At 70.9% G+C, this 25,104-nt stretch carries 24 protein-coding genes and 1 pseudogene; 4 read left to right on the top strand and 21 right to left on the bottom strand.

The window, feature by feature from the left end; all coding sequences use genetic code 11:
- Nucleotides 1-53: 53 nt before the first annotated feature.
- From QC283_RS37490 to QC283_RS37455, 8 genes are read right to left on the bottom strand one after another with little or no spacing between them, the layout of a single operon-like run.
- A complete protein-coding gene (locus tag QC283_RS37490) occupies nt 54-653 on the bottom strand; it encodes a DUF4913 domain-containing protein (protein ID WP_279566259.1) in 600 nt (199 codons plus the stop codon).
- Nucleotides 643-2,388: a type IV secretory system conjugative DNA transfer family protein gene (locus QC283_RS37485; protein ID WP_279566258.1), complete on the bottom strand. Its 1,746-nt coding sequence runs from the start codon at nt 2,386-2,388 to the stop codon at nt 643-645. The genes QC283_RS37490 and QC283_RS37485 overlap by 11 nt, the downstream gene beginning before the upstream one ends.
- Nucleotides 2,385-3,974, bottom strand: coding sequence for an ATP-binding protein (locus QC283_RS37480; RefSeq protein ID WP_279566257.1), 1,590 nt, complete (start codon nt 3,972-3,974; stop codon nt 2,385-2,387). The genes QC283_RS37485 and QC283_RS37480 overlap by 4 nt, the downstream gene beginning before the upstream one ends.
- Before the next feature lie 2 nt (nt 3,975-3,976).
- A complete protein-coding gene (locus tag QC283_RS37475; RefSeq protein ID WP_279566256.1) occupies nt 3,977-5,431 on the bottom strand; it encodes an SCO6880 family protein in 1,455 nt (484 codons plus the stop codon).
- Nucleotides 5,428-6,942, bottom strand: a complete 1,515-nt coding sequence (locus QC283_RS37470; RefSeq protein ID WP_279566255.1) for a hypothetical protein — start codon at nt 6,940-6,942, stop codon at nt 5,428-5,430. The genes QC283_RS37475 and QC283_RS37470 overlap by 4 nt, the downstream gene beginning before the upstream one ends.
- Nucleotides 6,939-7,739 carry a hypothetical protein gene (locus QC283_RS37465; RefSeq protein ID WP_279566254.1) on the bottom strand — a complete coding sequence of 267 codons (801 nt, stop codon included), beginning with the start codon at nt 7,737-7,739 and terminating at the stop codon, nt 6,939-6,941. The genes QC283_RS37470 and QC283_RS37465 overlap by 4 nt, the downstream gene beginning before the upstream one ends.
- A 10-nt stretch (nt 7,740-7,749) precedes the next feature.
- Nucleotides 7,750-8,046, bottom strand: a complete 297-nt coding sequence (locus QC283_RS37460; RefSeq protein WP_279566253.1) for a hypothetical protein — start codon at nt 8,044-8,046, stop codon at nt 7,750-7,752.
- A 3-nt stretch (nt 8,047-8,049) separates the two neighbouring features.
- Complete coding sequence (locus tag QC283_RS37455; RefSeq protein WP_279566252.1) at nt 8,050-8,415, bottom strand: hypothetical protein; 366 nt, start codon at nt 8,413-8,415, stop codon at nt 8,050-8,052.
- Nucleotides 8,416-8,655: 240 nt separating this feature from the next.
- Between QC283_RS37455 and QC283_RS39705 the strand changes: the two genes are divergently transcribed.
- The gene (locus tag QC283_RS39705) at nt 8,656-9,126 is read left to right on the top strand and encodes a helix-turn-helix transcriptional regulator (RefSeq protein ID WP_443032747.1); all 471 of its coding nucleotides are present in this window, start codon (nt 8,656-8,658) and stop codon (nt 9,124-9,126) included.
- Nucleotides 9,123-10,172 carry an NlpC/P60 family protein gene (locus tag QC283_RS37450; RefSeq protein ID WP_279566251.1) on the top strand — a complete coding sequence of 350 codons (1,050 nt, stop codon included), beginning with the start codon at nt 9,123-9,125 and terminating at the stop codon, nt 10,170-10,172. Before QC283_RS39705 ends, QC283_RS37450 begins: the two co-directional genes overlap by 4 nt.
- 67 nt (nt 10,173-10,239) lie before the next feature.
- Here the strand turns inward: QC283_RS37450 and QC283_RS37445 are convergent, their stop codons facing one another.
- The 3 genes from QC283_RS37445 to mobC are packed head-to-tail and all read right to left on the bottom strand — an operon-like array spanning nt 10,240 to nt 13,498.
- On the bottom strand, nt 10,240-11,373 hold the full coding sequence (locus QC283_RS37445) for a hypothetical protein (protein WP_279566250.1): 1,134 nt from the start codon (nt 11,371-11,373) through the stop codon (nt 10,240-10,242).
- 20 nt (nt 11,374-11,393) lie between these two features.
- Complete coding sequence (locus tag QC283_RS37440) at nt 11,394-13,160, bottom strand: relaxase/mobilization nuclease domain-containing protein (protein WP_279566249.1); 1,767 nt, start codon at nt 13,158-13,160, stop codon at nt 11,394-11,396.
- Entirely contained in the window at nt 13,157-13,498 is a 342-nt protein-coding gene (mobC, locus tag QC283_RS37435; RefSeq protein WP_279566248.1) for a plasmid mobilization relaxosome protein MobC, read from the bottom strand. The genes QC283_RS37440 and mobC overlap by 4 nt, the downstream gene beginning before the upstream one ends.
- Before the next feature lie 337 nt (nt 13,499-13,835).
- Between mobC and QC283_RS37430 the strand changes: the two genes are divergently transcribed.
- The gene (locus QC283_RS37430) at nt 13,836-14,228 is read left to right on the top strand and encodes a hypothetical protein (RefSeq protein ID WP_279566247.1); all 393 of its coding nucleotides are present in this window, start codon (nt 13,836-13,838) and stop codon (nt 14,226-14,228) included.
- A gap of 441 nt (nt 14,229-14,669) precedes the next feature.
- Here the strand turns inward: QC283_RS37430 and QC283_RS37425 are convergent, their stop codons facing one another.
- The 9 genes from QC283_RS37425 to QC283_RS37385 all read right to left on the bottom strand — a co-directional run bounded on the left by QC283_RS37425 (nt 14,670) and on the right by QC283_RS37385 (nt 23,709).
- Nucleotides 14,670-14,876 (bottom strand): hypothetical protein, encoded by a 207-nt coding sequence (locus QC283_RS37425; protein WP_279566246.1) that lies wholly within the window; start codon nt 14,874-14,876, stop codon nt 14,670-14,672.
- Nucleotides 14,873-15,298, bottom strand: coding sequence for an ATP-binding protein (locus tag QC283_RS37420; RefSeq protein WP_279566245.1), 426 nt, complete (start codon nt 15,296-15,298; stop codon nt 14,873-14,875). The genes QC283_RS37425 and QC283_RS37420 overlap by 4 nt, the downstream gene beginning before the upstream one ends.
- Before the next feature lie 117 nt (nt 15,299-15,415).
- Entirely contained in the window at nt 15,416-16,642 is a 1,227-nt protein-coding gene (locus tag QC283_RS37415) for a helix-turn-helix domain-containing protein (protein ID WP_279566244.1), read from the bottom strand.
- Nucleotides 16,643-16,795: 153 nt separating this feature from the next.
- Nucleotides 16,796-18,448, bottom strand: coding sequence for a DNA cytosine methyltransferase (locus QC283_RS37410; RefSeq protein ID WP_279566243.1), 1,653 nt, complete (start codon nt 18,446-18,448; stop codon nt 16,796-16,798).
- A gap of 611 nt (nt 18,449-19,059) precedes the next feature.
- On the bottom strand, nt 19,060-19,695 hold the full coding sequence (locus QC283_RS37405) for a hypothetical protein (protein ID WP_279566242.1): 636 nt from the start codon (nt 19,693-19,695) through the stop codon (nt 19,060-19,062).
- A 164-nt stretch (nt 19,696-19,859) separates the two neighbouring features.
- A complete protein-coding gene (locus QC283_RS37400) occupies nt 19,860-20,471 on the bottom strand; it encodes a DUF6248 family natural product biosynthesis protein (RefSeq protein ID WP_279566241.1) in 612 nt (203 codons plus the stop codon).
- A 94-nt stretch (nt 20,472-20,565) separates the two neighbouring features.
- Nucleotides 20,566-21,444 (bottom strand): phosphoadenosine phosphosulfate reductase domain-containing protein, encoded by an 879-nt coding sequence (locus QC283_RS37395; protein WP_279566240.1) that lies wholly within the window; start codon nt 21,442-21,444, stop codon nt 20,566-20,568.
- A gap of 155 nt (nt 21,445-21,599) precedes the next feature.
- The gene (locus tag QC283_RS37390; protein WP_279566239.1) at nt 21,600-22,922 is read right to left on the bottom strand and encodes a hypothetical protein; all 1,323 of its coding nucleotides are present in this window, start codon (nt 22,920-22,922) and stop codon (nt 21,600-21,602) included.
- 103 nt (nt 22,923-23,025) lie between these two features.
- Nucleotides 23,026-23,709: a hypothetical protein gene (locus tag QC283_RS37385; RefSeq protein ID WP_279566238.1), complete on the bottom strand. Its 684-nt coding sequence runs from the start codon at nt 23,707-23,709 to the stop codon at nt 23,026-23,028.
- A 266-nt stretch (nt 23,710-23,975) separates the two neighbouring features.
- Here QC283_RS37385 and QC283_RS37380 point away from each other — a divergent pair, with 266 nt between their 5' ends.
- Nucleotides 23,976-24,194, top strand: a complete 219-nt coding sequence (locus tag QC283_RS37380) for a hypothetical protein (protein WP_031031882.1) — start codon at nt 23,976-23,978, stop codon at nt 24,192-24,194.
- A 101-nt stretch (nt 24,195-24,295) separates the two neighbouring features.
- On the opposite strand, the pseudogene QC283_RS37375 reads toward QC283_RS37380, so the two are convergent.
- A pseudogene (locus QC283_RS37375) lies at nt 24,296-25,087 on the bottom strand (IS5 family transposase); the annotation flags it as partial.
- Between the last annotated feature and the right edge of the window lie 17 nt (nt 25,088-25,104).

Genomic DNA, 25,104 nt, shown 5'->3' with positions numbered 1-25,104 from the left:
CCAGGCAGCTCTCGTGGTGGTGTTCGCGGCGGACCGGCGTCCGCCGTGAGCCCTCATCTCTCCCCCATCGCCCATGCGCTGGGCACCAGGCCGGGCATGCGGTGGTCGATCTGGTGCTCGCCCTTGGTGCATCCGGCGAACGGCCCGCTGGAGCCGCGCAGCTCGCGCACGCAGGGGTCGAGGTGGTCGCGGTGCCAGGTACTGGGGCCGGTGTAGCCGCAGGTGGCGGGGTCGGTGAGTTCCTGCCAGGCCAGCCAGCAGGCGTGGAGGCGGGCGACGGCGACAGAGTGCTCGAACCACAGGTGGCACCAGCGGGCATCGGCGCTGGGTTCGGCGAGGTAGCCGGGGACGAGGACGCCCTCGACCCACTCGATCAGGGCGCGCAGCTCGTCGTCGTACTCCGGGGAGTCAAGCAGCAGGATAAACGGCGGGTACTTCCACTCCTCCCCTTCTTCTCCCCCGTCGAGTTCCTCCCCGCCGGTCGGCGCCTGCCCGTCGTCGGCGGAGGCCTCGCCCGGCTCACCGGCCTCCCTGCCGGTGAGCCTCTTGACCAGGGCGGTCAGCTTCGCGACCTGGGCCTTGAGGTCTTCGATGTCCTCGAACATGCCGACCGGCACGTCCAGCTCCGGTCCCTCGTCGGGCTCATCGGCCACTGCGCGCCGCCTTTCGCTCCTCGTACGCGGCGACCGCACGCTTGGTGATGGCCTGCTCCTCGGCCTTCATCTGCGGGCCGATGTGCGCCATCAGCTTCTCGGCGTACCAGGGGCGCAGGCTGATCTGCGCGACCGGCATGCCGGTGGCCAACAACAGCGCCGTGCCCTTCTTCATGGCACGGATCTCGGCCGGGTCCAGGACCTGCTCGCGCTGCTCGGACCAGCTGCGGCTGCCGCCGTCCTTGGACTTGGAGTACGAGCCCCGCTCGACATAGTGCGCCCCGGTCAACGTACTGACGTCCTGGGCGAACTTCGCGTCGTCCATGCCGACGCCGATGATCTTCTTCGTGGCGGCCGACCACATCGAGTCCATGCCGACCTCGCCCCACGCCTTCACGCCCTGCCGGTAGCTCTGGAGGATCACGAACGGAGTGATCCCGCGAGAGCCGAGGTGTGAGTACAGGTCGGGCAGGTCGGCGATCTTGCAGATGTTCGCGGCCTCGTCCAGGACGGCTCGCATCGGCTCCGGCAGGCGGCCGCCGTGGCGTTCGCCTGCTTCGGCGCCGGCGGTGAACACGGCGTCCGCCAGGGCGGCCACCACCGCGGAGGCGGGGCCGCCCTTCTTCGACAGCAGGTAGAGAGTGTCCTTACTGAGGGCGAACTCTTCGGGGTCGAACCGCGGGAAGCGATTGCGGTCGTCCTTGGTGACCCACGCGAGGACCTTCTCGTCGCGCAGGGCACTGACGGCGGTTCGGGCATTCTGATAGATCCCGGACTGCGTCTCTTCCGCGATATTGATGGAGCTGTCCACCTGCTCGGCGAGCACCGGCTCGTTCACGTACAGAACGCGCAGCGGAGCCTTCTCCTTCGGATCACTCAGCCACTTCATGACGTCCCGGACGCTGCCGCCCTCCCAGTACGCAGCCCGGAACAGGCCCACCAAGAGGTCGCCCGCCGCTTGACTCCAGAAGGGATCGGCCTGCTCCGAGGTGATCTGGGTGACGAAGTGGCTGGCCAGGCGCTCGGCGCCCTCCAGCGTCTCCGCTTGGGCGATCATGTCCCACCACATCTGGCGCTCGGCCTGGGCCACGCCCTGGGTGTCGAGAATCCAGGTGTCGCCGACCTTCGCGCGGCTCGCCAGGGTCGCGGCATACACGTCTGCCTTGTTCGACGTCATCAGCAGGGCGCCGGGGGCCTCCTCCGCCACCGGGATGGCCAGCGACGTCGACTTGCCCGCGCGGGGCGCCATGATGGCGACGTAGGTGTCCTCGTCGCTGCCGCGCAGCTCGATGCCGGACGGCATGTGATCCCCGAGGAGCACGCCTCGGTCACGAAGGGGGAGGTCGGACGGCTTCTTCTCCTTCAGTGAGGCCCGCAGCCTCGTGGCGGTACCGGCCGCGTGCTTCGGCGTCAGCTCCCGCACCTGGTGCAGCGTGGCCAGGCTGCTCGGGTTGCGGAACCATCGGAAGGCCCAGCGCAAGCCCCACACGATGAGTCCGACGACGGCGACGTCGACGAGTGCGGCGCCGATCGCGGAGGCGGTCTGGGAGTGCGTCCATACGCCGGACCAGTCGGTGGCCATGCGGTAGACGGTCAGCGGGGAGGCCGGGGCGACCTCGTCGTCGGTGAGGACGGCGCCGGCGGCGGCACCGGCCCAGCTGGTGGCGGACAGGGTGACAGCTCCGCCGAACACGATCCCACCGAAGGCCCATGCGCGGTCGGACTCGGTCATCATGAGTTGGCCTCCCTGGTGGTCACCCGACGTCGGTTGGTGTCCGTGCGGTACAGCCGTTGCTCGGTGGCGGTGAGTTCGAGCGCGGCGGCGATGCCCGGCCGTGTGCCGAGCTTGATCAGGTACTTACCGCGGCCCGGGTGCCGGGTGGTCTCTTCTTCCACGGGCCGCTGGTCGTCCTCGTCGTAGGTGGTGGGGTCGATGTCCAGGCCGGTGGAGGTGGCCGATGCCCAGGAGCTGACCATCATCACCTCCTGCTCAGTCAGCATGCGCTTGCCGGTGACGCGGCCCAGCTCCTCCGTGGTGGAGGCGCCGAGCACCCAGGTGTCGCAGCGGTCCATCAGCCCTCTGGCCTTGGCGCGGTCCATCTCGGTGGGCAGGGCTTCGACGTCCAGCAGGGAGTGCGTCACGTAGATCGTGACGTCGTCCGTGGTGCGGTTGAGGCGGGAGATCGCGTCCATCGCGTCGACCAGGCCGGGTCCGGAGCGCAGGGCGCGCCACATCTCGTCCATGGGCAGGACCAGTTTGCGGTCCATCAGGCCGATGCTGCGGGCGGAGTCGATCGAGCTGTATGTGTACGCCCACGTGGCGATCATGCCCGCGCTGACGACGTCGTTGCCGCGGGCCCGCAGAGCGGAGATGTCCACCGAGACGGCGGGGGCGTTGATGTCGAGCGGTGTGGTCGTCGGCCCGTCGAACAGGCCCTTGAGGGGGCCGCCGATGAGGTTGTCGAGCCCGGCGACGACGGAGCGGGTGAGGTCCTGGTAGCGCTCGCCGTCGGCTGCGAGTTTGGACCGCAGTTCCTCCGGTGCCGCGCGCAGGACGTCCACGACGTCCTTGACGACAGGGTCGTGGCCCGACTTCTGGCCGGCGGAGGCCACCTGGACTGCGGTGTCCAGCGCGCTGCGTTCGATCTCGTCCGGCGCCCGGCCCAAGCCGTGCTTGGTGGACAGCAGCGCGACCAGGGTCTCGAGCCGACGCCCGTTGAGGACGTCCAGCAGGGCCTCGCGCCGGTCGGCGGGCAGGGTCTGCACGCGGCCCTTGAGCGGGCCGGAGTCGAGCGGGTTGATACGGCCGATGCCGTCGCCGATGCGCACCACGGATCCGCCGAGTTCGCTGATCAGGGTGGAGTACTCGCCCTTGACGTCGCCGGGTACGCACACCATGTGCCCGTACGCCGAGTAGACCAGGCAGATCCGTTTGACCAGCGCGCTCTTGCCCGCACCGGGCTGGGACATGACCCACACGCCCGGGTTAGTGGTCAGTTTTCCGGTCCAGCCGCTGGGGTCTATGGCCACCAGCTCGCCGGTCAGGACGTCCCGGCCGACTGGCACGCCGCGCGGCGGCAGGCCGGAGCCGAGCAGGAACGGGTAGATGGATCCGGCCTGCGTGGTGGGGCCGGTGTAGACGGTGCCGGAGTCCTCGACGGGCGCGCGGCCGCCGAACCGGCCGCCCCACCCGAGACGGGGGGCGAACCGGCTCCGCAGCTTCTTCTCCGCGCGCCGCTCCTCGCGGGTGAGCGTCTGCTCGACCTCGGGGGCCATCCGCTTGGGACTGGCCACCGTCGACGGTTTGGGCTTACGCGCCATCGTCAGTCCTTCACGAGAGGGTTGTAGCCCAGCGGCAGTCCGGCCGCGAAGACGGCGGCCTGGGCGCCGTAGGCGGGACGCATGCGGATCCCCCGGGTGGCCTTGACCGCCCGTTCCAGCTCCTGGCGGGCTGCGGGCAGGTCGGCGGTGCGGCGGGCGGTGACGGTCACCATCAGCGTCCAGTCCACGACCTGCGAGCCGCCGGCCATCTGGGCGGCCGCCTGCTCGGCGCGCTGGGTGTCCGCGCGCTGCGACCACTTGGCCCGGCCCTTGACCTCGGCGGTCGCCTGGGCGCGCTGGTGGGCGTGGCTGATCTCCCGCTCCAGCACCGCCTCACCCTCGTACGGGTCCAGCACCCGGTAGGCCAGGGTGATCCGGCGCTGGAAGCGGCCGGGGGCGAGCAGGGGCAGCAGCACGCTGTAGGCGATGGGGCGGCGCGGCATCTCCCGCAGCACCCACGAGACGGACACGCCGCCGTCGTGGCTGTACTCCTCCCAGCCGTCGTCAGCGGCCTGCGGCCCGCACTCCGACCAGGACAGGTCGGCGAAATCGGCGTCGCGGGCGTTGAACACGTCGGGGTCGTAGGCGCTTCTGACGAGGCGTCGCAGGTCGACGTCGTTCGCGCGGCGCTCGATGTCGGTGCCGGTGCCGGACAGGTCGAGCGAGTCCACGACCTTCAGCGCCTCGGCGACCTGGTCGGACAGTTCCTGCGGCGGGTTGGCGCCGGCCGTGGGGTCGACGACGACGGTCATCCACGGGGCGACGCTGGCGGTGGCGTGCGGGGTCGTGCGCACCAGCTCGGAGACGATCTGTTTCGCGAGCTGTGGGGCGCCCGGGTCCTGGCGGGCCTTCACGTCATCTCCCAGGGCTTCACCGGCGCCCGGGGTGATCTGGATGGTCACCGAGGCGCCCTTGACCTGCTCGTCGGTGGACATGGCGTCCAGGACCGAGGACCAGGTGCGCAGGCTGCTCTGCACGGTGCCGGTGGGGGCCATCAGGCTGCCGCCGGGAGCGAGGAGTGTGGTGACGGCCATGCGGCCGCTCGCGCGGTCGTGGACGACGCCGACGTTCCTGCCGGTGGTCGGGTCGTAGGCCTTGATCAGGGTGGAGGAGGCGCCCACGCCCGGCAGGTCGAGCGCGTAGGGGTGCGGGAGCAGCACCCGCCGGTAGGAGGTGGCGTCCACGCGGGCGGCCCGCCGCCACGACAGCTTGGCCCAGTAGTAGGACAGGGCGGGCATGCCGTGGCGGCTGGACGCGGCCAGCGCGAGGATCGCCAGGGTGACCGGGATGGTCACGAGCAGGGAGGCCGGTGCCTGGGTGCCGATGATTCCCTCGGCCACCAGGACCAGGGCCGCGATCATCGTGGCGCCCTTGCTGAGCCCGCCGAAGCCGAAGCTGCGGCGGGTGCGGAACCCGTCGACCATGAGGGCCTTGGGCACCTCGTGCTGGGTGCTCACTGGTTGTTGCCCCCGCTTCCGATCTGTCCGCTCGCGTCCTGGATGGTGTTGTTCACGCCGTCCAGGACCTGGATGGCGATTCCGGCCCCGCCGGCGGCGGCGCCTGCCCCGCCCGCGGCGCCCGCGGCGCTTCCGCCTCCGGCCGCACCGGCGCTCTGGCCTCCGGCGCCACCGGCCAAGCCGCCGGCGCCCTGACCTGCCGGGCCCTCGCCCCCGGCCGCCTGCCCCGGAACGGGCGTGCGGCTGGCCTGGTTGCGGGCCGCCTGGGTCTGGGCATCGCTGCCGTTCGTGCCGCCCTGGCCGGACGAACCGTCCCGGCCCTCGGGTCCGTTCTGGCTGCCCATGGACTGCTCGACGTAGCGCGCGTACTCCAGGGGCGTCATGGGAGCAACGCCGCCCTCGCCCTTGCCCTCACCGTCCTGCTTGCCCTTGAAGTAGCCCCCGGCTGCGGACAGCGCGCCGCCCACACCTCCGGAGGCCATGCCGCCGCCGACCGCCTCGCCGAACGGGGCGAAGATGCGCGTGAGCGGGCCGGGCGCGAGGATCGCCAGGAGGAAGGTGGCGCAGCCTCGCAGCCATTCGGCCAGGGTGTTGGCGTGGCCGAACTCGCTGAAGCCGACGCAGATGATGACGGCGAGGATCGGCTTGTAGGCGATGACCACGAGGATCGAAGTGATCAGGCGCGGTGCCCACTGCCGGGTGACGTCGCCGCCGACGCGGCCGCCGCCGGCCACCGGCAGCAGCAGACACTGGATCGGGATCGCGCTCTGCCGCAGGAACACCAGGATCAGCTGGATGAAGCCGATGAGCAGCAGAACGGTCACCACGCACAGCATGGTGACCGGGTTCTTGACCGCGGCGGGCACCATGACGCCGACGATCGTCTCGTAGGCCTTGCCGTCGTCCTTGAACGTGGCGTCCACCAGACCGGTGGTCAACGCGTCCCCGGCGGCCAGCAGCAACGCGATCAGCGCGACGCCGACGGCCGACAGGATGATGTTCTCCACCCACCCGAGCATCGCCCGGCCGATGTGTTTGGACTGGCCGGTGATGGCCATTTTCCCGATCTGCCACATGGCCCCGGCTGTGGCGATGACAAGTCCGAGCCAGGTCAGCATGCCTGCGAGGGTGGCGTCCTTACCGAACAGACCCGTGCCCTCCAGGTCGACCGACGGCCCCATCAGGGCGACGGTCAGGACCTTCTTGATGGTCCACTTCGTGACGTCGGCGGCCGAGTTGATCACGTCGCCGAGAACGCTCTCCCAGACCTCGTTCCAGGCCTCCTTGACCTTCTCGTCGGCAGTGTCGCCGATCTTCTCGCACATGTCGTACACGGCGCCGCCGCTGATGATGTTGCCGACGACCCCGATCGGTGACACGGTGGCTGCGCCGTCACAGGCCCACTCGACGCCGGTGCCGACCGGCCCGTCGGCCACCGCGGGCTGCGGCGCGGCCACGGCCAGCCCGAGCACGGCGACCAGGGCCAGCAGCACCGCCGCCAGGCGCCTCACGACGCCTCACGGATGGCGACCCATCCGTATTCGTTGAACTGGGGATCGCCCGGGACGGCCATCCCCGGCTTACTGGAACCGGCCTGCTTCTGTGCGTCCACGCTCGCCTGGCCCGACAGCTTCCAGTCCCCGTCCTCCCACCGGGCACCCATCAGCAGGCGGATGTAGGAGGTGGACTCCTTCTCCAGCTCGCCCTTCTTCACCGCCACCCGGCCCAGCAGCCAGACGCTGACCTCGTCCTCGGTCTTCTTGAGCACCTTGAAACCGATCACGGTGGTGCGCGAGTAGGAGCCGGGCGGCAGCTCACCGTCGGCGGGCACGCCCACCTGCCTGCGCAGCTTCTTGTCCGTCTGCTGTCCGGCCTGCTCGATCTGCTGTGCGGCCTGGTCGCTGTGGTCGGCGGCGCTGATGTACGAGTGGTAGACGCGCATCTGTCCGTCGACCGCGTCCTCGCCCCCCGGTTCGATGCTGGTGTTGGTGGCGTGCACCGCCATCGCCACGGCGCCCTCGGTGGTGTGCGGATAGCCCACCTTGCTGCCGTACTTGTCGGTGCGGCTGCCTTGAGGAAGTGCTGCCCACTGCTCCGGCTCGGTCCAGTCGTCAGGGACGGTGTAGCCCGGGGCCGGGCTGGAGGTGGCGCTGCTGGACGCGCTCGGCGCCCCGCCGCCCTTGCCCGTCGGTTCCTCGTCACCGTCGCCGGCGAGTACGGCGTACCCGGTCAGGGCCAGCACCGCCGCGAGGGCGGCGCCTGCCAGCCAGGTGCCGCGGGTGTTCCAGGTTCCCCTCGTACGTGACACAGCGCGCCGCCTAACCCGCGATGCCGTTGAGGATGGTGATCAGGCTCCCGGCCAACATGATCGTGGCCACCCCGCCGCCCATCCACTTGAACGGCTCGGACCCGCCGCCGTTGCGGCTCTTGTCCGCGACCGCCAGCTTGTAGACACCGAAGCCCGCGCCCCCTGCGCCCGCCAAGACCAAGATCCACAGGCCGTAACCGAACAGCTTGGCCACGGGGTCAGCGAGTCCGGGGATCTCGGTGGGCTCGGCGCCGGGGATGTCGGCGGCTGCGAACGTGACCGCCTCGTAGGCCATGGCCAGGTACATCGTTCAGTTCCCTTCCATCTGGCGCCGCAGCTTCTCCGCCGCGGCCCTCACGTCTTTGTGCTCCAGGGCCTCGTCGGCGCCCTCGACCGTCCGCAGCACTGGCAGGTACGGCACCCGCGCCACCCCCGCCAGACGGCTCTCCAGAGCCCGGATGCGGTAGCGCGCGGCCGGGACGGGCCTCGCCGGTGCGTCGGAGACCAGCACCAGCCACGGACGCGGCAGACCGGTCGTCCAGTTGCGCAGCATGTGCTCCACACAGCTCGCCCCGTACACGGTCGTCTCGGCCAGCAACACCGGTAGAGCCCCGTACGGAATGGACTCGTTGGGGTGCAGCAGCCTGGCCGTACCCTCGCCTCGGAGGTCAAGCATCCGGGAGACCACCGCCCCGGCAATGCCGTACCCGTGCACCGGAATCAGCGCGTACCGGAGTCCAACCGGTGCACTGACCTGCGGGATTACCACCCCGGTTTGGGTCATCACGCCGCAACTCCCCCCTGTCTGAGTGTGTTTGGCCAGCCGTGATCTTGGGCTGTGTGACTACTGAGGCTAGCGTGATCCGCTGACAACAGTGAGTAGCAATTTTTGCGTCGGTGAAAGGTCAGATGAGCAGTGGCGTTGTACGACGGCGCCCGGGCCCGCGCTCTGCGGCTCCAGGCCAGAATTTCCACCGAAGACCTGGCCACCGCCGCAGGAGTCAGCCCGAACACCGTGCGCTCCGCTGAAAAAGGCACCCACCAGCCACGCCCCCGAGTCGCCAACGCCATCGCCCGGACGCTGGGAGTTCCGGTCAGTGAACTCCTGCACCGTGAGCGGACTCTGACCTTACGTGACACACGTTGGCGGCTCGGACTCACCCAGGCCCAAATGGGAGCGCGCATCGGCGTCGTCCGCCAGCAGGTCTCCCAGGTGCAACGCGGCGTCGCCGGCGTACGATCCGCAGCCGCCTGGGCCGCCGCGTACGGACTGACGCTCGCGCAATGGACGGGCGCCCATCAGACGGCTCGTGATCTAGTACGACGCAAAGTTGCCGCGCAGACACACCGGCGCGGCAAGCGGTTAACGGGGGGATCTAACGCGTGAAGCTGCTCATCAGAGCTGCCGCCGCCGTGGTCGCACTGCTCGTGCTGGCCGTCACCGGCCTGATGGCCATGGTGCTCGTCGACGGCAACGCCGAAGCCACCGAAGTCACCGGCGGGGGCGGCGCCGGCGGCATCAAAGGCGTCCCCGAAGAGTTCCGCGCCTGGATCCTCAAGGCCGCCGAGGAATGCAAGCAGCCCGAACTGACCGCGGCCCTGCTCGCCGCCCAGCTGTACCAGGAGAGCCGGTTCGAGACCCGAGCCCGCTCCCACGTCGGCGCGCAGGGACCAGCCCAGTTCATGCCCGGCACCTGGGCGACGTGGGGCAGGGACTCCGACAAGAACGGCGAGGCCAGCCCGTGGGACATCGGCGACGCCGTCATGGCCCAGGGCCGCATGATGTGCTCGCTGATCAAGCAGGCGAAAAGCTCCGGATACGGCGGCGACGCCCGCTCCCTCGCTCTGGCCGGCTACAACGCCGGATGGGGCGCGGTCGAGAAGTACCGGGGCATCCCGCCCTACGCCGAGACCCAGAATTACGTCCGCATCATCCTCGCCACGATGAAGCAGTTCGAGGGCCCCAGCCGACTCCAGATCGAAGGCTCCGGATCCGGCGCCGACGCCCTACGCAAGGCCGCCGGACGACTCGGCACCCCCTACGCCTACGGAGGCGGCGGACCCCAGGGCCCTTCCCTGGGCTTTTGCAGCGGAGGCGGCGGATACCGGAACGGCACCTGCGTCGCCGACGACACCGTCGGCTTCGACTGCTCCTCGCTCGTCCAGTACGCCTACTGGCCCGACCTGAAGCTCCCCCGGACCGCGGCCGCCCAGTACGGAGCCACCTCCGACCGCGCCGTATCCCGCCAGGATCTCAAGCCGGGCGACCTGCTTTTCTGGAGTCACGGAGGCTCCGGCGCGATCTACCACGTCGCCCTGTACGCCGGAGACGGCAACGTCCTCCACGCCCCCCGCACCGGCAAGAACGTCGAACTCGTCGCCCTGGCCACCGCCATGCCCGACGCCGACTACTACGGCGCCACACGGCCCTGACCCGAAACGACGTGTGCCGCAGACCGCCTCTCCGGTCTGCGGCACACGGTGCTGCCCGCCCGGTGCTCTACCGGGTCTTGCCACTCTTCGGCGCGGGCCCGGCCTCGCGGTGCGCGGCCACTCCGGGTGTGGTCGGTGCCGCCCCCTTCGCGGCCTTAGTAGGGCCCACGCTCGGCGACGTCGACCGGGCCGCCGCCGTGCTCACCCTCGGCCCCGGCCCCGCCGGCGCACCCACCGGCTTACGCAGTGCGTCGACGGCGGCCTGGACCAGGCGCCGCCCCATCTGCGACTGCGGACCCTCCTGCCACGAGGGGTCCTTCGACAACTGGGCCAGGTGCTCCGCGACCGGCTGACCCTTGCTCTCCATGTCCGCCATCCGCGCGGCCACCAGCGGCCAATGACGCGCCGACACCAGCAGGTCCGCCTCCCGCTCCGCGCCGGGCATCGCCTCGCGCACCATGCGCACGAACTTCGGATTCTCCGACTCAATGGCCAGTTGCCGAAGGGCCCGCTCCCGGTCCCCCAGGTCGAGATCCTTGGGGATGTCCAGCCCGACCGTCAGCGGTCCGTACGACAGCGTCGCGTCCCGGCTCGTGGTCGGCACTTCGGCGGCCGCGAGCACCTTGCCGACGGCCTGGTCGACGCCGACGCCCTCCTCGTACGCGGACGCGAGGATCGCCCGTACGTCGACTCCCCGCTCGTTCAGCGTCGCCATCGTCCGGGCCATCTCCGGCCACGCCGGGGAGGACAAGATCGCCTCCCGCACCGGTCCCGCCGGCAACGTCTCCCGCAGGGCCTTCGCCCACTCCTCGGTGCCCGCGCGCTTGACCTTCTCGGCGTTCGCCGCGACCTGGTCCCGAACCGTCACGGTGATCTCGCCGACGCGCGGGAGCATCGCCTCCAAGTCAACCCCGGCCGCCTTGAGCGCCATGAGCTGCTGGGCGAGCTGGGGCCAGTCCGCGCCCTCCAGCAACGCCGTACTGATGTCCTCCGGGAGGAACTTCTTCACCTCTTCCGAGGCCTCCGCCGCCGCCTTCTCGGCGTCCGGGAGTTCGTCCTCCTTCCCGGCCCTCTTCTGCTGCTGACGGCGTACGGCGTCCGCGATGGCCATGACCAGACGGAAAGCCATCACGGAGGTCTGCACCGCCTCCGCAGCGGCCTCCGCGTAGGCTTCTCCGGCCCGCTCCTCTGGCGTAGGCATCGTCATGCTTGCTCCCCTCGTCACCGGGCCCGTCGCGGGCCCTTGCGCTGCTCGTCACCCGGCGGCCGACGTGCCGGTCCGGGCGCCCCCGTCTTGCGCGGCCCACTGGTGCGGCCGGTGCCGCCCGTGGACGTCGGCGACGGGCTCCTGCCGGTGGCCGCCGCCGTCGCACCGCGCTGACGACTCCACCCGTCCAGCCGCCATGTAAGCACTTCGGCGACCGAGTCCGCTGAGCCCAACTCCCTCCGGGCCGCGACTGCGGAGAGCACCCCGACCGGGTCCTCCCCCGTCTTCTCGACTGCGATCAGGCGCGTCCGCAGTGCGGGCCACGCCGGGTCCGCAAGGATCGCAGTCGCCTGCTCGGGCAGGGCCTGCTGGAGCACACCCGCCATCGGCCGCTCACCGGAGACGGATGGTGTCCGGCGAGGCCCGCCGGGTCGTGCAGCCGCTCGCTTGGGTCGGGGCTGGTATTCCCGGGCAGCAGCCGCGCCGGCGGTCACCTCGACCGCCTCACGCAGCAGTCGACCGGCCCGCCCCGAAGCCTCCGCCTGAGCTCGATGCTCCTGCGCCTGATGCCAGCGGCGAGATGCCTCGACCGCCGTCACCAGGGCCAGCAAAAATCCGAGCGCGGCGACCGCGTCGCTGCGGCCCGCCGCAGCCGCTGACTGTGACAGCAGATGTGCCGACTCCCGATACAGCGTCCGCGCCTGGCTCTCCAGTGCTCGGTCGCCGGGCGCCCGGGCGGCCCGCTCGAACTCGTACGCCGCGTCCTTGATTTCCCTGCGGACCAGACGCGGTGAAATGACGGCGGCCACCACGATCAGGTCCCCGAGCGCGGCCACCTCCCCCGCCCCCTCGTGCAGCCCTTCGGCGCCGAGCTGGTCGGCGGCCGCGCGTACCTTACTCTCGGCCACCCGCCACAGTTCCGCCGGCGCGGCGCGGGGCGCCGGAACCTGCTTGCTCCACCGCTCGCGCACTCGGGGCAGGGACAGGTCCGGTGCGAGCCGGGCTCCGGAGAACCAGATCGGCGTCTGCTCCGGGTTGCGGTCCCCCGGCATCGCCACGGAGTAGCCGGTCACGTTGCCGTCCGGGGCAATTCGCTGCTTCACGCGTAGCCCGGATGTCGTCAGCCGAGCGAAGAAGTCGGCCTCGCTCGTTGCCGCCGCTGCCGCCTCGCGAACCGTTCGTTGCAGGGTCACGCGCGGCGCTTCCTTCAGGCCGCGGCGCTCTGCCTTCTCCAGCTCTCCGGCCCTCCGCCACTGCGCTGCGGTCTTGTCGCCGTGCTTGAGACGGCGGAGGTCGAACTGCACCTCGAAAGCGCGAGCCGCAGCATGCATCTTCACGATGTCTTGGCGCAGGTTCGGCTGCCGTCCGTCCTCTCGCGCCTTGGTGGCCACGAGGTGAATGTGGTCGTCGGCATGCCGGATGGCCACCCATCGGCATGCCTCGTCGTCATCGTGCTCAGCGATCCCGGCGGCATGCATCATCTCGCGTGCCACTTCGGCCCACTCCGCATCACTGAGGATGCGGTCCTCGGGGGCGTTGCGGACAGCCACGTGGTACACGTGCAGCTTCGGCTTCTTCCCCCGCATCGCGAAGACGGGGGCGTCCAAGAGCAGGGCGAGATCCGAGATCGTCATCTCCGGCGACCGAGCCGGGTCATCGACGTACTGGTCCCACGCTCCCACCATGTGTGGGTCCGTGTGCTCGTCGCGCCGCCCCGGCCCGTAGAGGTAGTGCAGCAAGCCGTAGGTGTCGCTGCCCTCGTCCAGCTTCTCGGGAATCACCCCCGTTCCTTCCTCTCTCTCATCACCTGGAGCGTGGCCTCGTCCAGGCGCCGGATCGCCATCAGCAGCGCTCGGTGTACCGCGAGCATCTCTGGGTCGGTCACGACTCCGTCGGAGTTCAGCACCTTCGCGATCTGGTTGTAGTTGACTCCGATCCTCCTGAGCTGCTTCCGCGCATCGATCAGCTCTGCGACCACCGCCTTGGCGTTGACCGGCGTGGGCACGACGATCTCCTCGGCGACGTCCAGGGAGACACGTCCGATCCAGGACGCTGTTGCCTGACGCTCGCGCTCAGCAGCCGCTTTCACGATCGCGTGTTCGTCGTCGTTGTAGGACACCTTGATGCGTGTCTCGCGAGTGCCGCCGGCCTCGCGCTCGCGTCTCCGCGCAGCGGGGCGTTGACGTGTCTCATCCGCTGCTGGCTCTGCCACCACAGCCCTTTCCGATCTTCCCCCGGGTCCGTGCTCGGACCCATGATCACCGGCCGCCACCCTAATGGAGGGGCGCCCGGGGATGCCGCTTACTGGGCCCAGTAAGCACTACCTTGCTTCCGGTAGCTGATGCCATCCGGAAGCGCACACCGTGCACATGGTCACCCGTCAAAAACCCCTGCGGCCTGCGGTGACGGGCCCGCCCGCGCGGCCGCCGTCCGAGTCGTGCCAGTACGATCACGGCATGGCGAGTGCACACGACTTCATGCAGAAGATGAGGGAAGCCCAGGCGGCGCGCGAGAAGGCCTTCGAGCCGCTGGCGGAGATCCTGGGAAAGCGCGAGGAACTTCAGCGGCAGTTGGCAGAGCTGGACGCGCCGTACGCGGAGGCCTTCGTCGCGGCGGAGGCGGCGGGCTGGACCGCGGAGGAGCTGACGGCGATCGGCGCCGAGGAACCGGCGAAGCGTCCGAAGGGTCGTCCGCGGGGTCGACGGTCGACGGCGAAGAGGGAGGCCGCGAGGAAGGCACCGGAGGCCTCCGCGCCGGAGCCTTCGGGGCCCTCGCCGGCGGCTGCGATCCCCGGGCAGGAAGGCAGCGGCGAGACTGCTGCGGCGGGCGCTGGGAGCGTCTCCGCCTGACCGTGACGAACGAACATACAAGGGCCCCGCTGTGCGGGGCCCTTCGCGTTGTGCACGCATCCCTCCCCGGCCTCTCCAGTGTCCGGCCGGACTCCTCCGCGTCAAGGTCGTACGTCCGCTCCTCGCCCCGTCCGCTCGTTCCTCACGGACGCGCCTGCGGTGCGGGCGCTCCACCTTGACACTCCGTCCCTCGACCTTGGGAAAGGCCTCCACGGGGAGGGAGGAAAAAGGGTCGGCGCCCCGGGCTTCGGGCGGGGTGTCGGGTCGTCGTGCGGGTGCGGCCGGGAGGGCGGATCATTCCAGAAAACTGGAACACAGCGGCGCCCCGGAACCCTTCACGGGTGGGGTTCCGGGGCGCCGCTTCCGGCCGCTGCCCGCGACGGGGGTGGCGCGGGCAGCGGGGTTCGAGTGCGGGCTACGGCCCGCTGCTGGGACGGGACCTCACAGGTCTCCCGCCTCGATCATCTCGGCGCGCGTCCGCCTGATCTTCAGCCGCCTCGGGTCTTCCGCCGGCCACTCCGTAGTGCCGCCCGTCAGGTGCCGGAGCCAGACGACACCGCCGCGCACGTCGGTCACGACGGCCCGGGTCTTTCCCTCCACCACCTCGTCGCCGACCGACGGCAGTGTGTTGGTGTTGGTCTCGCTCATCGCGCCACCTTCATCTCTGCCCAGACACGCTTGCCCCACGGGACGCGTCCAGAGCCCATCAGGTCGTATCCCCACCGGTCCGCCATCTCGTCGACCAACGCCAGTCCGCGGCCGTTGATGTCGTCCGGCGCCGCCTCTCGCAGCACCGGCACATGGCGGGGCGCGCGGTCGACCACGGCCACGTAGATCCGGTCGGCCTCGGGGCGGTCGATGATGACTCGGACGGACTCACCGCGAGCGTGCCGGACGGCGTTGGCGAACAGTTCCGACATCAGCAGTGCGGCGCTGTCCTCCGCGTCGTCCAGGTTCCAGGCGCACAGGGCCACACGCGTTAAGCGTCGCGCCTTCTCCACCGTCTCGGGCGTACGCGTCATCGTCTCGCTGTAGCCGGGATATCCCGACGCGCGGGGCTTCGTGGTCATGCCGGTCGTCATCGCCAGACCTCGGGTAGCGGATGGTCGAGACACGACCGTAAAAGCCGGAGGGGGTAGCGACAGGTACAGTCGCTACCCCCTTGCGGAGGGGTACAAGTTGTACCCCTAGGCGGCCACGCCGAGTTGACGCGCGAGGCCGCGGGCGTCGTCCCGGATGATCGCGTTGCCGCTCTCCGCCAGTTCCGCCGCCGTACCGCGTGCGAACAGGTTGTAGGCGGCGGTCTCGGGGCTCGCTTCGTAGGCCTTCTTCAGCAGGTGCACCACTGCCACCGACTCGCCCGCGAGGCTGTAGGCGCGGGCCGTCTCGATGATGTGGAAGCTGCGGCGGGTGGCGCTCTGCATCGAGCCGAGGTCGATGTGCGTGGCCGCGTCGACCGCCGCGCCGGACCGCACGAGGTCGTTGTTCATGGTGATCGCGTAAGCGTCGACCATGCCCCGGCCGAACATCAGCCACGGGTGCACGTACCCGTCGCCGAGTCGCTTGGCGGCGGCGTCGGCGCGGTCCCAGTGCCGCTCGGCGTTGCCCTTCTGGCCGACCTTCGCGAACGACAGGGCGGCGGCCAGGTGCAGCAGTCCGCCGAGCGCGATGTCCTCCGGTCCGCGTTCCGGGTCGAGCAGCCGGAGTGACTTCATGGCCAGGTCGACGCGCGCCTCGTGCCGCTCTCCAGCGTCGCGGAAGACGTGGCTGAGGTACCACGCAGATGCGGCCATGGCGCGTGGGCTGTCGGCATCCTGAGCCATCGTCATGGACCGGTCGCCGGTGAGCATCACCAGCTCGGGCGCGGGCTGGAAACTCAGGTAGAGCTGGGCCAGGTGGTAGCCCTGCGCGAGCAGCACCTGGGACCGGCGCCGGTCGGCGCCCTCGTGGGTGCGGGCCGCGTGCCGGAGGTCGGCGAGCAGGGCAGGCAGCACGTTGGCGACACGGCTGCGGTGGTCGCCGAAACCGTGCCAGGCCTGCCACGCGTTCTGTACCCGGGTGGCGAGCGCTGCGGCCGGCGCGGGCTCCTCGTCCCGGCTGAGCAGGTCGTAGGTCGTCAGGGACTCCTTCACCCGCAGCAGTGCGGGGTGGGCGGCCTTGGTGTAGGTGGCGGCCGCAATGCGTTCGTCGCCGGTGAGGGCGGCGAGGTCGTCCACGCCGAGCGCCTCCGCGAGGCGCAGAAGTAGCGGCAGGCGTGGCATGCCGAGTCGGTCGTTCTCGATCGCCTTGACCCATTCCGTGCTGCGGCCGACCAGACCGGCGAGCACCGGTCGCGTCTGGCCTTTCCGCTCGCGTTCGCGTCGGACCCGTTGGCCGAACGTTTGGGGCGAGCCATTTTCAGCGTCGTGCGCCATGATGGACTCCGTTCTGACGTCGCACTCAGGACGGTACCGGTGCGCGAGCATCCGGGGACACCGGTCTCCGGGTCGAGTACCCGAAGGGGACCGGAAAGCCCCGGCGGGCCACTGATCTTCAGTGGCCCGCCGGGGCTTCGTCGTGAGGGTGGGTCAGGCTGCGGGGAACAGCTCCAGTTGCTCGATCGCCCGGTCTTCGGTGCGCGGGGCGGGCAGTGCAGCCGGGTCGGTGTCGGCGGCCTGCTCGTCCAGTCGGTAGAGCGTGGCCTGGTAGGTGGCCGTCGGCTCGTACCAGTCCTCACCCTGGACGGCGGCGGAGACGGCGGCGCCGATGAAGGGGCTCACCGGGTCGGCGATCATCTGGGCGATGTTCCGTACGCCGCGGGCGTTCTTGCGGGGCGGGATGTAGGTCCACGGGTAGTCCCGGCGGAAGCCGACCAGGGCGCCGAGTTCGGGGAGGGTGATGGTGTGGGTGCCCTCGCCCTGGGGGACGTGCGCGGGGCGGAACTTGATGCCGTACCAGGGGGCGGTGACGCACGGGCCGACGTCGTTGAGCGGGAACGATCCGCCTCCCTTGGGCTTGCCAGTCTCCGGGTTGATGCCGCGCTTGCCTCGGGTGTCGGCCCACCAGTCTTCCGGGAGGTTGAGCGCGGTCGCGACGGTCACCTTCGGTAGGGCGGGGCGGCCCTGGTAGGGGTCGATCCGGCGGTCGAGATCCGGCGTCCAGTCGGGCAGGGCGCCGGTGCGCTTGAGGACGTGCGCCCACATCGCGCGGGCCGCCTCGTCGCCGTCCACGTGGTCCGCGTAGCGGGGCCACTTGTAGCGGGTGGCGACCATCCACGCGCGCTCGCGGTGGGTGGCCGCGCCGAAGTCGGCGGCGTCGGCGACCTGCCACGAGCACCATGCCCACCCGAAGCCCTCGACGCTGGTGATCTCCGACTGGATCGCCTCGGCCAGGGCCGGGGACTGCTTGAGCAGGTTCGCGCTCTGCTCCATCGTGATGGAGATCAGCGGGGCGCCGATCTGGACCAGGCACATCGGCCAGATCAGCATCTCGGCCATGAGCGCCGTACGTTCGTCGCTCACGGCGCTGGCCGCCCACTTCCGGAAGTCCTCGGGGCTCATGCAGGGGGGCAGGTGGCCGCCGCCGCACAGCTCGCCCCAGCCGTCGGCGTCGGGGTGGTCCTCCATGCCGTCCAGGACGTCACCGAAGTAGCCGTGGGGGCCGCCGTAGAGGCTGCACAGGTCGTCCACCTCCAGGAAGCCGAAGGCCTCGCTGGCCTGCCACATAACCGACTGGAGTTCGGCGACCTCGGCGGCGTTCCACGCGGCGCGCTTGCCCGCGCCGGAGAGGGTCTGACAGGGCGGGGAACCGTGGAAGCGGCGCACGCCCCGCAGGGCCGGGTGGCGGGGGTCGAGCGTGCGGACGTCGGCCTCGACCACCCAGTGACCGGCGGCCCGGGCGGTCGCCGCGGCGTCGCGGTTCCACTCGATCAGCACCCAGTCGCCGCCGTTGTCGACCAGGTTGCGACCGGCGGACATGCCGCCCGGGCCGCCGAAGATCTCGATACCGCGCTCCGGGTCGCCCTCGGCCCACGGCCGGGCCCAGTGCGGCGGGTAGGGGAAGGCGAAGTCGGTGCAGGCCTGGCAGTCGGCGCACTCGGTGCCGGTGCCGCAGACGATGCAGTCGGCGCACGTCCAGCCGTCCCACTCCAGCACCGCCGGCCGGAAGCCGTTCGCGTACGGGCGGCCGTCCTCATCCAGCGCCGGTTCGGGGGCGGCGTCGCGCACAGGGGTGCTCACCATGACCGTCCTTGATCGTTGAGGTTTCTCGGTGTGGGCCCGGGGCCCGGTGGCCGGTTGGGGATTCCCGCCCCCTTCCGACGTAGACAATACTCTCAAGTTTTGGGATGCGAGTCAACCCCCGACACCCAGCAAAACCGCAGGTCAGAGGCCTTTTTGAAGAGGTTTCCGGGGTCGCTCACCTCCCCTCCGGCGGCGCCGTACGACGGGCCGGTCGGGGGGCTCCCTCCTCGGTCGGGCAGGCGCAGCCGACCGCGGGCCGTGTCGGGGTGCCAGGCTCGCCGAAGGCGACCGCGTAGCGGCTTGGCCTGGCGGCCCGGCGCGGGCTGTGGTCCCCTCCGGGGGCCCGTCCGGGGAGGGAGACCCCCGACCCCACCACCGATCACCCCCCACCGGCCCGCAGTTCACCGCGCTCCCCCCACCCCCTCCGAGAGAGGGCCGGGGGTGTGGGGGCGGAGCCCCCGCTGCCTGGACCGGTACGCGGCGACTGGCCGCACCACGAACTCACCTCTTAAGAGGTGGGGTTGCGCTCCGGGCGGATCGGCGGCGGGTACGGCGTCGGCCCGCGCTCCCCACGGGTGGCGGGGTGCGCGGGCCGGTGTCGGGTGCGGTGCCTACTGCTGGGCCTGTTTGCGGGCCTGGGTGATGACCCGCTTCCAGGTGTCGACAGACTGGCCGTGGCGCTCGGCGAGGACGGCGGCCACCTCGCCGGCCTTCCGGCCGGGCATCGCGGCAAGCGCCTCGACGGCCAGTCGGATGCGGGCGGCCGCCTTCTCCTCACCGGTCTTGACGCCGGAGCCGGAAGGGCGCCCGCCCTTGGTGCCGAACCCGCTGACCGGGTTGTCGACCCACTCCCAGAGCTGGGCCCGGGTGCGGTACTCGCGGGTGCGGGTGCGCAGCTCCTCGACGTGGACCGGGTCGGGCCACTCCGGCGGCGGGTTCTTGGTGTACTGGGTGATCCGGGCCGGGTCGACGCCGAGCACGCGGGCCTGCCCCGCTGGCGGGAGCTGCTCGTCCGGGTCGCCGCTGCGGTCGATGCCGGACAGGTCCCGGGGCCGTTCGCGGTGCTGGGCGAACCACTCGTCCCACTTCTCCAGGTCCCAGTGCATGACGCCGTCGATCTCGCGGGCGTCGGGGTGGCCGTTGGCCCGGCGGTCGCGCCACAGCCTCTTCAGCGTGGTGCCGCCGTAGCCGCTGTGCTCGATCAGGTCCTCGCGGTTCGCCCATTGGCGGCCGTCGACGGTCTTCACGGGTGTGCTCCTGGTGGTCTCGGTCGTGGATACGATGGTGACTGGTTCGGTTATGGGTCTGTTGAGGGCCCTCGGTGGCCGGACCGCACGGCCCGGCGGGATTCCCACGCTTTTGCGCCCCGCCGGGCCGCTCGACGTCCGGCTCCAGGTGGCCCCGGCCGCCGTCAGAACAGGGTGTACTGCGCCTCGCCCACGGGCTCGGGGACGCGGCGGCCCTGGCGCGGGGCGGCACTCCTCTCCGGCCGCGCGGCGCTGTCCTCCCGCGCCGGTTCCTCCTCGGACTTCGCCGTGGCCGACTGCTTCGCCCGCCGCCGGCGCCGCGCGGGTCCGTCGGGGGCCGGGCCGTCCTTGGCGCACGGGCACCGGCACCACCACACGCACGGCGCGTCGTCGGGCCGCACGATGACCTTGGCGACGCCCCGCCCGCGGGTGTCGTGCACCCAGTCGGTGTTGTCGTCCACGTGCGGGCCGCCCTCCTGGCGGTGGACGCACAGGTCGCAGCGCTTCGCCAGACAGTTCCAGCAGGTGCCGCGCTCGCACATCGACCAGCGCCAGAAGCCGAACGGGTACTTGCGGTCGATCTCCGTCATGAACTCGGGCCACACCTGCTCGCGGACCCACGCACCCTCGTCCTCGCTCATCGGCGAGGGGTTGGGCACCGGGTCGATGATGCCCATGATCAAGCCGCCCTGGAAGTTCAGGAGGGCGGTGCTCCGGACGGTCTCGTGCTCCTCGGGCGTGAGCGTGCGTTGCGGGCGACGGATGACGTGGTCCATGCTGCGGTCCTTCGAGAGTTGAGGGGTTCGGTGTGCTGCCCGGCCCCGGCGGGGAAGCGGGATTCCCGCCCCGCTCCCCCGCCGGCCGCGACCGTCAGCTCCGGGCGCGCTCGATGATCTCGCACAGGCTGATCGACTTCTTGAACTGGTGGCCCATCTCCGCCTCGGCCTCGGCGTACTCCTCGAACAGCGCCGGGTTGAGCTGCGCACTGCGCACGAGGTCGTCGGTGTGCGCGAGGGGGCAGGCCCGGCAGCTCAGCCGCCGCATGCCCTGGTCGTAGGCCTCGTGGTGCTCGATGCCGTTCTCCCGGTGGACCTGCCAGACCTGTTCGGTGCTGAGCTGGTGGACCGGGAGCCACGTCGTCACGACGCGCAGCGTGCCCTTGCCGGACATGCGATTCCGCTCCAGCACCGGCTTCTTGGCGCGGGCCCGGGACTCCTCGGCGCGCATGCCCATCGCGTACCCGGCGCGGACCGGACGCCCGAGCCGCAGCTCGGCGCCAACCTCGTCCACGTAGTCGCGGCCGACCGCGGTCTTGGTGTCGCTCGTGCAGTAGCGCGCGAAGTGGCCCGGCCAGTTGCCGTGGGAGCGAATCCGCTGCCACAGCGAGCCCCACAGCTTGCTGCGGCGCACGGCGAAGGGGACGCCGTACTGCTTGGCGTGCGCACGGGCGACTTCAAGCGCACCGGGCCACTCGACCAGGTGGCCGCGCTCGGTGGTGCCGAGGTCGCAGTGCAGGATGCGGACCTTGTGGAGCTGGCCCGCCTTGTCGGCGCGGGTGCAGACCTCGTGCACCGTGACCCCGCTGTCCTTGCCGCCACTGTCGCCGACGACCACAACGTCGTGGGCGTCGAAGTCGAACTCGACGTACTCCGCGGGCGCGGCCGGCGCGGCGGCCGACGCGGCGAACAGCTCCATCTGGGCAGAGGCGCACCCGGCGGCGCACGGCGGGGTGAAGGGCTTCTTCGTCACGGTCATCTCCTGGTTGAGGTGTTCGGTGTGGTCGGTTCGAGCCGGGCCCCCGGCGGGGGAGCGGGATTCCCGCCCCGCTCCCCCGCCGGACTAGCCCCGGTCACTCGGTCCGGGACGGCGGCGCCGCCCACCGGTGCGGGCGGCGCCGGGGCGTGTCAGGCGCGGCGGTCGAGGACGAAGTCGACGGGGACGGCGACTCGGAAGCGGGGGCCGAGGATGCGCCGGGCGTTCTCGGCGGCGTCCAGGCGGCCGTCGCGCTTGCGGAACTCCACGACGATCGGCGGGTGAGCGGGGACGTGGCCCACGGACGACTCCATACCGGCGGTGATGACCGCGGTGGCGGTCCACCCGGTGCCGGAGTCGCTACGGCAGTGCACGCGGATGACGGGCGTGCCGGTCGCTGCGGCGGACAGCTCCTCCGGGGTGCCCTCGGCGGCGTTGTAGGCCAGGACGGCGGCGCGGATTTCCTCGGCGGTGGCGGGCATGTCCGTGCCGTGCATCCGGTGGGCGTGCGGGGCGACGGCCAGGATCGCCGCGCGGGCCTGCTCGACGGAGGTGCGTCCTCGGTCGCGGGCGGCGCTGCGGGCGGTGAGGCTGTGGGCGGTGCGAAGGGCCTCCCACGCGCCTTCCACGGCGGCGTGTGCCTCCTCGACGGCCGGGCGCTGCTCGGCAGGCGTGACCTTGCCGAGAACAAGCAGGTGCCCGGCGAGGTCGGCGAGGTCGCGAGGGGTCCGGCCGAACCCGCACGCCTCGTGCGCGGCCAGGGCGGTGAAGAGGGGCGCGGCGTCGCGGCCGGCCACCGGAGCGAGGTCTTCGGGGGTGGCGGGGCGCAGCTCCACAGTGCCGCGCTCACGGTCCTTGTAAACGATGCGGGCCCAGGAACGGGCGTGGGACATCTCGCGGACGTGGCGCGCGCCGCCCATCATCGCGTGGTTCATCTCGTCCAGGGCGTCACGGGTCGGGATGACCTGGGGGGTGCGGCCGTCGACGATGCGGACGTGCTTGCGGTCGTCGGCGGCCGCGGGGACGGCGGGGGCCGACTCGGGGCGCGGCTCGCGCCACAGACGGACGGAGACGGGCTTGCAGCCGTACAGGCGGGCGGGGGTGGGCCGGTTGGACAGGCGGACGGAGATGGCGTTCGTCAGGGCCTTGTCCCAGCCGCGGGGGTCGCGGTCGCCGCCCTCGGTGATCTCGTCGCGCAGCGCGTGAACCTCGTCGGCGCTCATGTGGTGGAGCTGTTCGCGGATGGCCCAGTACCGCTCGTCCTCGGTGAAGATGACCCGTACACGCTCCAGCTCGGCGCGCTTGCGGATGATGCGGCGTACCTGCTCCTTGTTGGCCTGCCCCTGCTCCGTACCGGCGTCGCGGCTCATGACGGCGTCCACCAGGTCGTGAGTGACGACGCGACCGTTGTGGAGGTGGGCGGCGATGAAGACCTGGAGCGCCATGGCGTTGGCGCGTTCAATGGCAGTGATCACGGTGGGAAGTTCCTTCGGGTTGAGGTGTTCGGTGTGGTCGTGCCGGGCCCCCGGCGGGGGAGCGGGATTCCCGCCCCCCTCCCCCGCCGGACTGGCCCCGGTCTCACTCGGTCCGGGACGGCGTCACCTGCGGCGCGGCGAGCCACGCGACGATGGCCTCGACGCAGTCGGCGAACTGGTCGGCGGGGCGCGTGATCAGCTCACGCTCGGCGCCGGTGCCGTCACCGGCGAGCACGGTCCACTCGTCGCCGGTCGCGGGCGCCCGGTCGACGGTGATCTCCTCGTCGTCGGCGTTGCTGTAGAGGTAGAGCACGACGTAGGGCTCGGCGAGCATGCGCGGGAAGCCCTTGCGGGTCTGGTTGTGCCCGATGACCAGCCATGTGTTCCCGGCGTCGTCGTCACGGTGGGCGGTGATGCCCCGTTCGGTGAGGGCGCGGCTCGCGATGGCCTCCGCCGTCTCGGGCTTCTCCGGGGCGTACGGGGCTTCCTGGTTCTCGTGCTCGCCGCCGTGCTGCACGATCAGGTCGCGCACGGCCTCGATCGGAACGTCCAGGTACAGCGAGCCGTCGCCGAACTCGCCGCCGGTCAGCCAGACCTCCCACTGGTCCTCGTTCTCCCACGCCTCCGTGCCGGGGGCGTCCAGGCCCGGGAACAGGAAGACTTCCGCCGTGGCGCCACCGGGGGCGACGTTGAGGGTGAGCATGTGCCCGTCGGCGAGACGGATGCCGTCGGGGACCTTGTTGGTCCCGCCGGCCGCGAGGCTGTCGAGTCGCGGAGTGCTGGTCATCGTGGCTGTTCCTTCGGTTGAGGTGGTTCGGTGTGGGCCCCGGGGCCCGGCGCCGAGAGGGGATTCCCGCCCCCTTTCGACGTAGACAATACTCTCAAGTTTTGGGGTTCGAGTCAAGCTGATTCGCAGCTCAGAAGCTGTTTTCAAAGGCGAGGGCTGTGAGCGCTGCCTTTGGGGTCACCCGTTTGGTGGTGCGGAGTGAGCGGTTATGCCGGGCGGGGGTGACGGTGGCAGTGTCTGCAGATCTCCGTCAGAGGAGTTTGGTCATGATCATCAAGAAGTTGCACGAGGCGGGTTTGCGTAGTGATCACGCCTATACGGCTGCTGTGGTCTCGATCGGGCTGTCGTTCCTGTCGTGGACGGCTTCGGTCAAGGGAGAGGCAGCGGGGACGGACCGTGCTGACCGGTGGGGGATTTTCGTGGGTGAGTGGGCGCCGACGTTCTTCGGCCTCGGACTCGCACTCGCGCAGTACGAGAAGGACTGACCGGCCGCTGGTTCCGGTGGGGTCGGCCGGTGGCCGGCCCCACCGGCGCGTCAGACGCCGGCCGCAGGCCCTGCTGAGTGACGACGTCCCATGATCGTGGCCAGGCGTCTGGTCATGAGCGTGATGGCGGCCCAGGTAATGAGCGTTTCCGAGTGCTGGATGAGCCGCTCGTAGTCGCGGGCATGGCGGCGGGCGTTCATCATCCAGGCGAGTGATCGTTCGACGACCCAGCGGCGGGGAAGGACGACGAATCCGGTGGTGTCCTTGGGCCGGGAGATCGTCTTGATCGTGAGGTTCAGATACTTCTTAGCCCAGGTCACGAGCTTGCCCGCGTAAGCGCGGTCGGCCCAGACGAGCGTGATTTCGGGATGGGTGAGACGGAGGCGGAAGAGGACTTCCTTCGCGGCGGCGGAGTCGTGGAGGTCCGCGGGGGTGACCATGACCATCAGCGGCAGGCCCTTGGTGTCGACCACCATGTGCCGTTTGCGTCCGTTGATCTTTTTGCCCGCGTCGTAGCCGCGGCTGTCCTTCCCGACGGTCGAGGCCGCCTTGACCGACTGGGAGTCGATGATCGTGGCGACGGCTCTGGGGCCTCTGCCCATCTCCCGGCGGATCCGCCCCGCGAGTGCGTCACGGATCTGGCCGATGACCCCGGCCGCCGCCCAGCGGGCCATGAACCCCCAAACGGTCCTCCAGGGCGGGAAGTCCGCAGGTAGGGCCCTCCATTTGCAGCCGGTGTCGACCACGTAGCGGATCGCGTCGACGATCTCCCGGCGGGGGTGCTTCTCCGGCCGGCCTCCCAGCGGGGTCTCACTCGCGGGCAGCGGAAGGAGCGGTTCGATCAGCGCCCACTCGGGGTCGGTCATGTCCGAGGGATAGCGGCGTTCACGCATGGTTCTCCCCTGGTGAC

The sequence above is a fragment of the Streptomyces sp. DH41 genome (assembly GCF_029813785.1).
In the GTDB taxonomy this organism is placed as follows: domain Bacteria; phylum Actinomycetota; class Actinomycetes; order Streptomycetales; family Streptomycetaceae; genus Streptomyces.
This window is presented reverse-complemented; position numbering and strand designations above follow the sequence as displayed.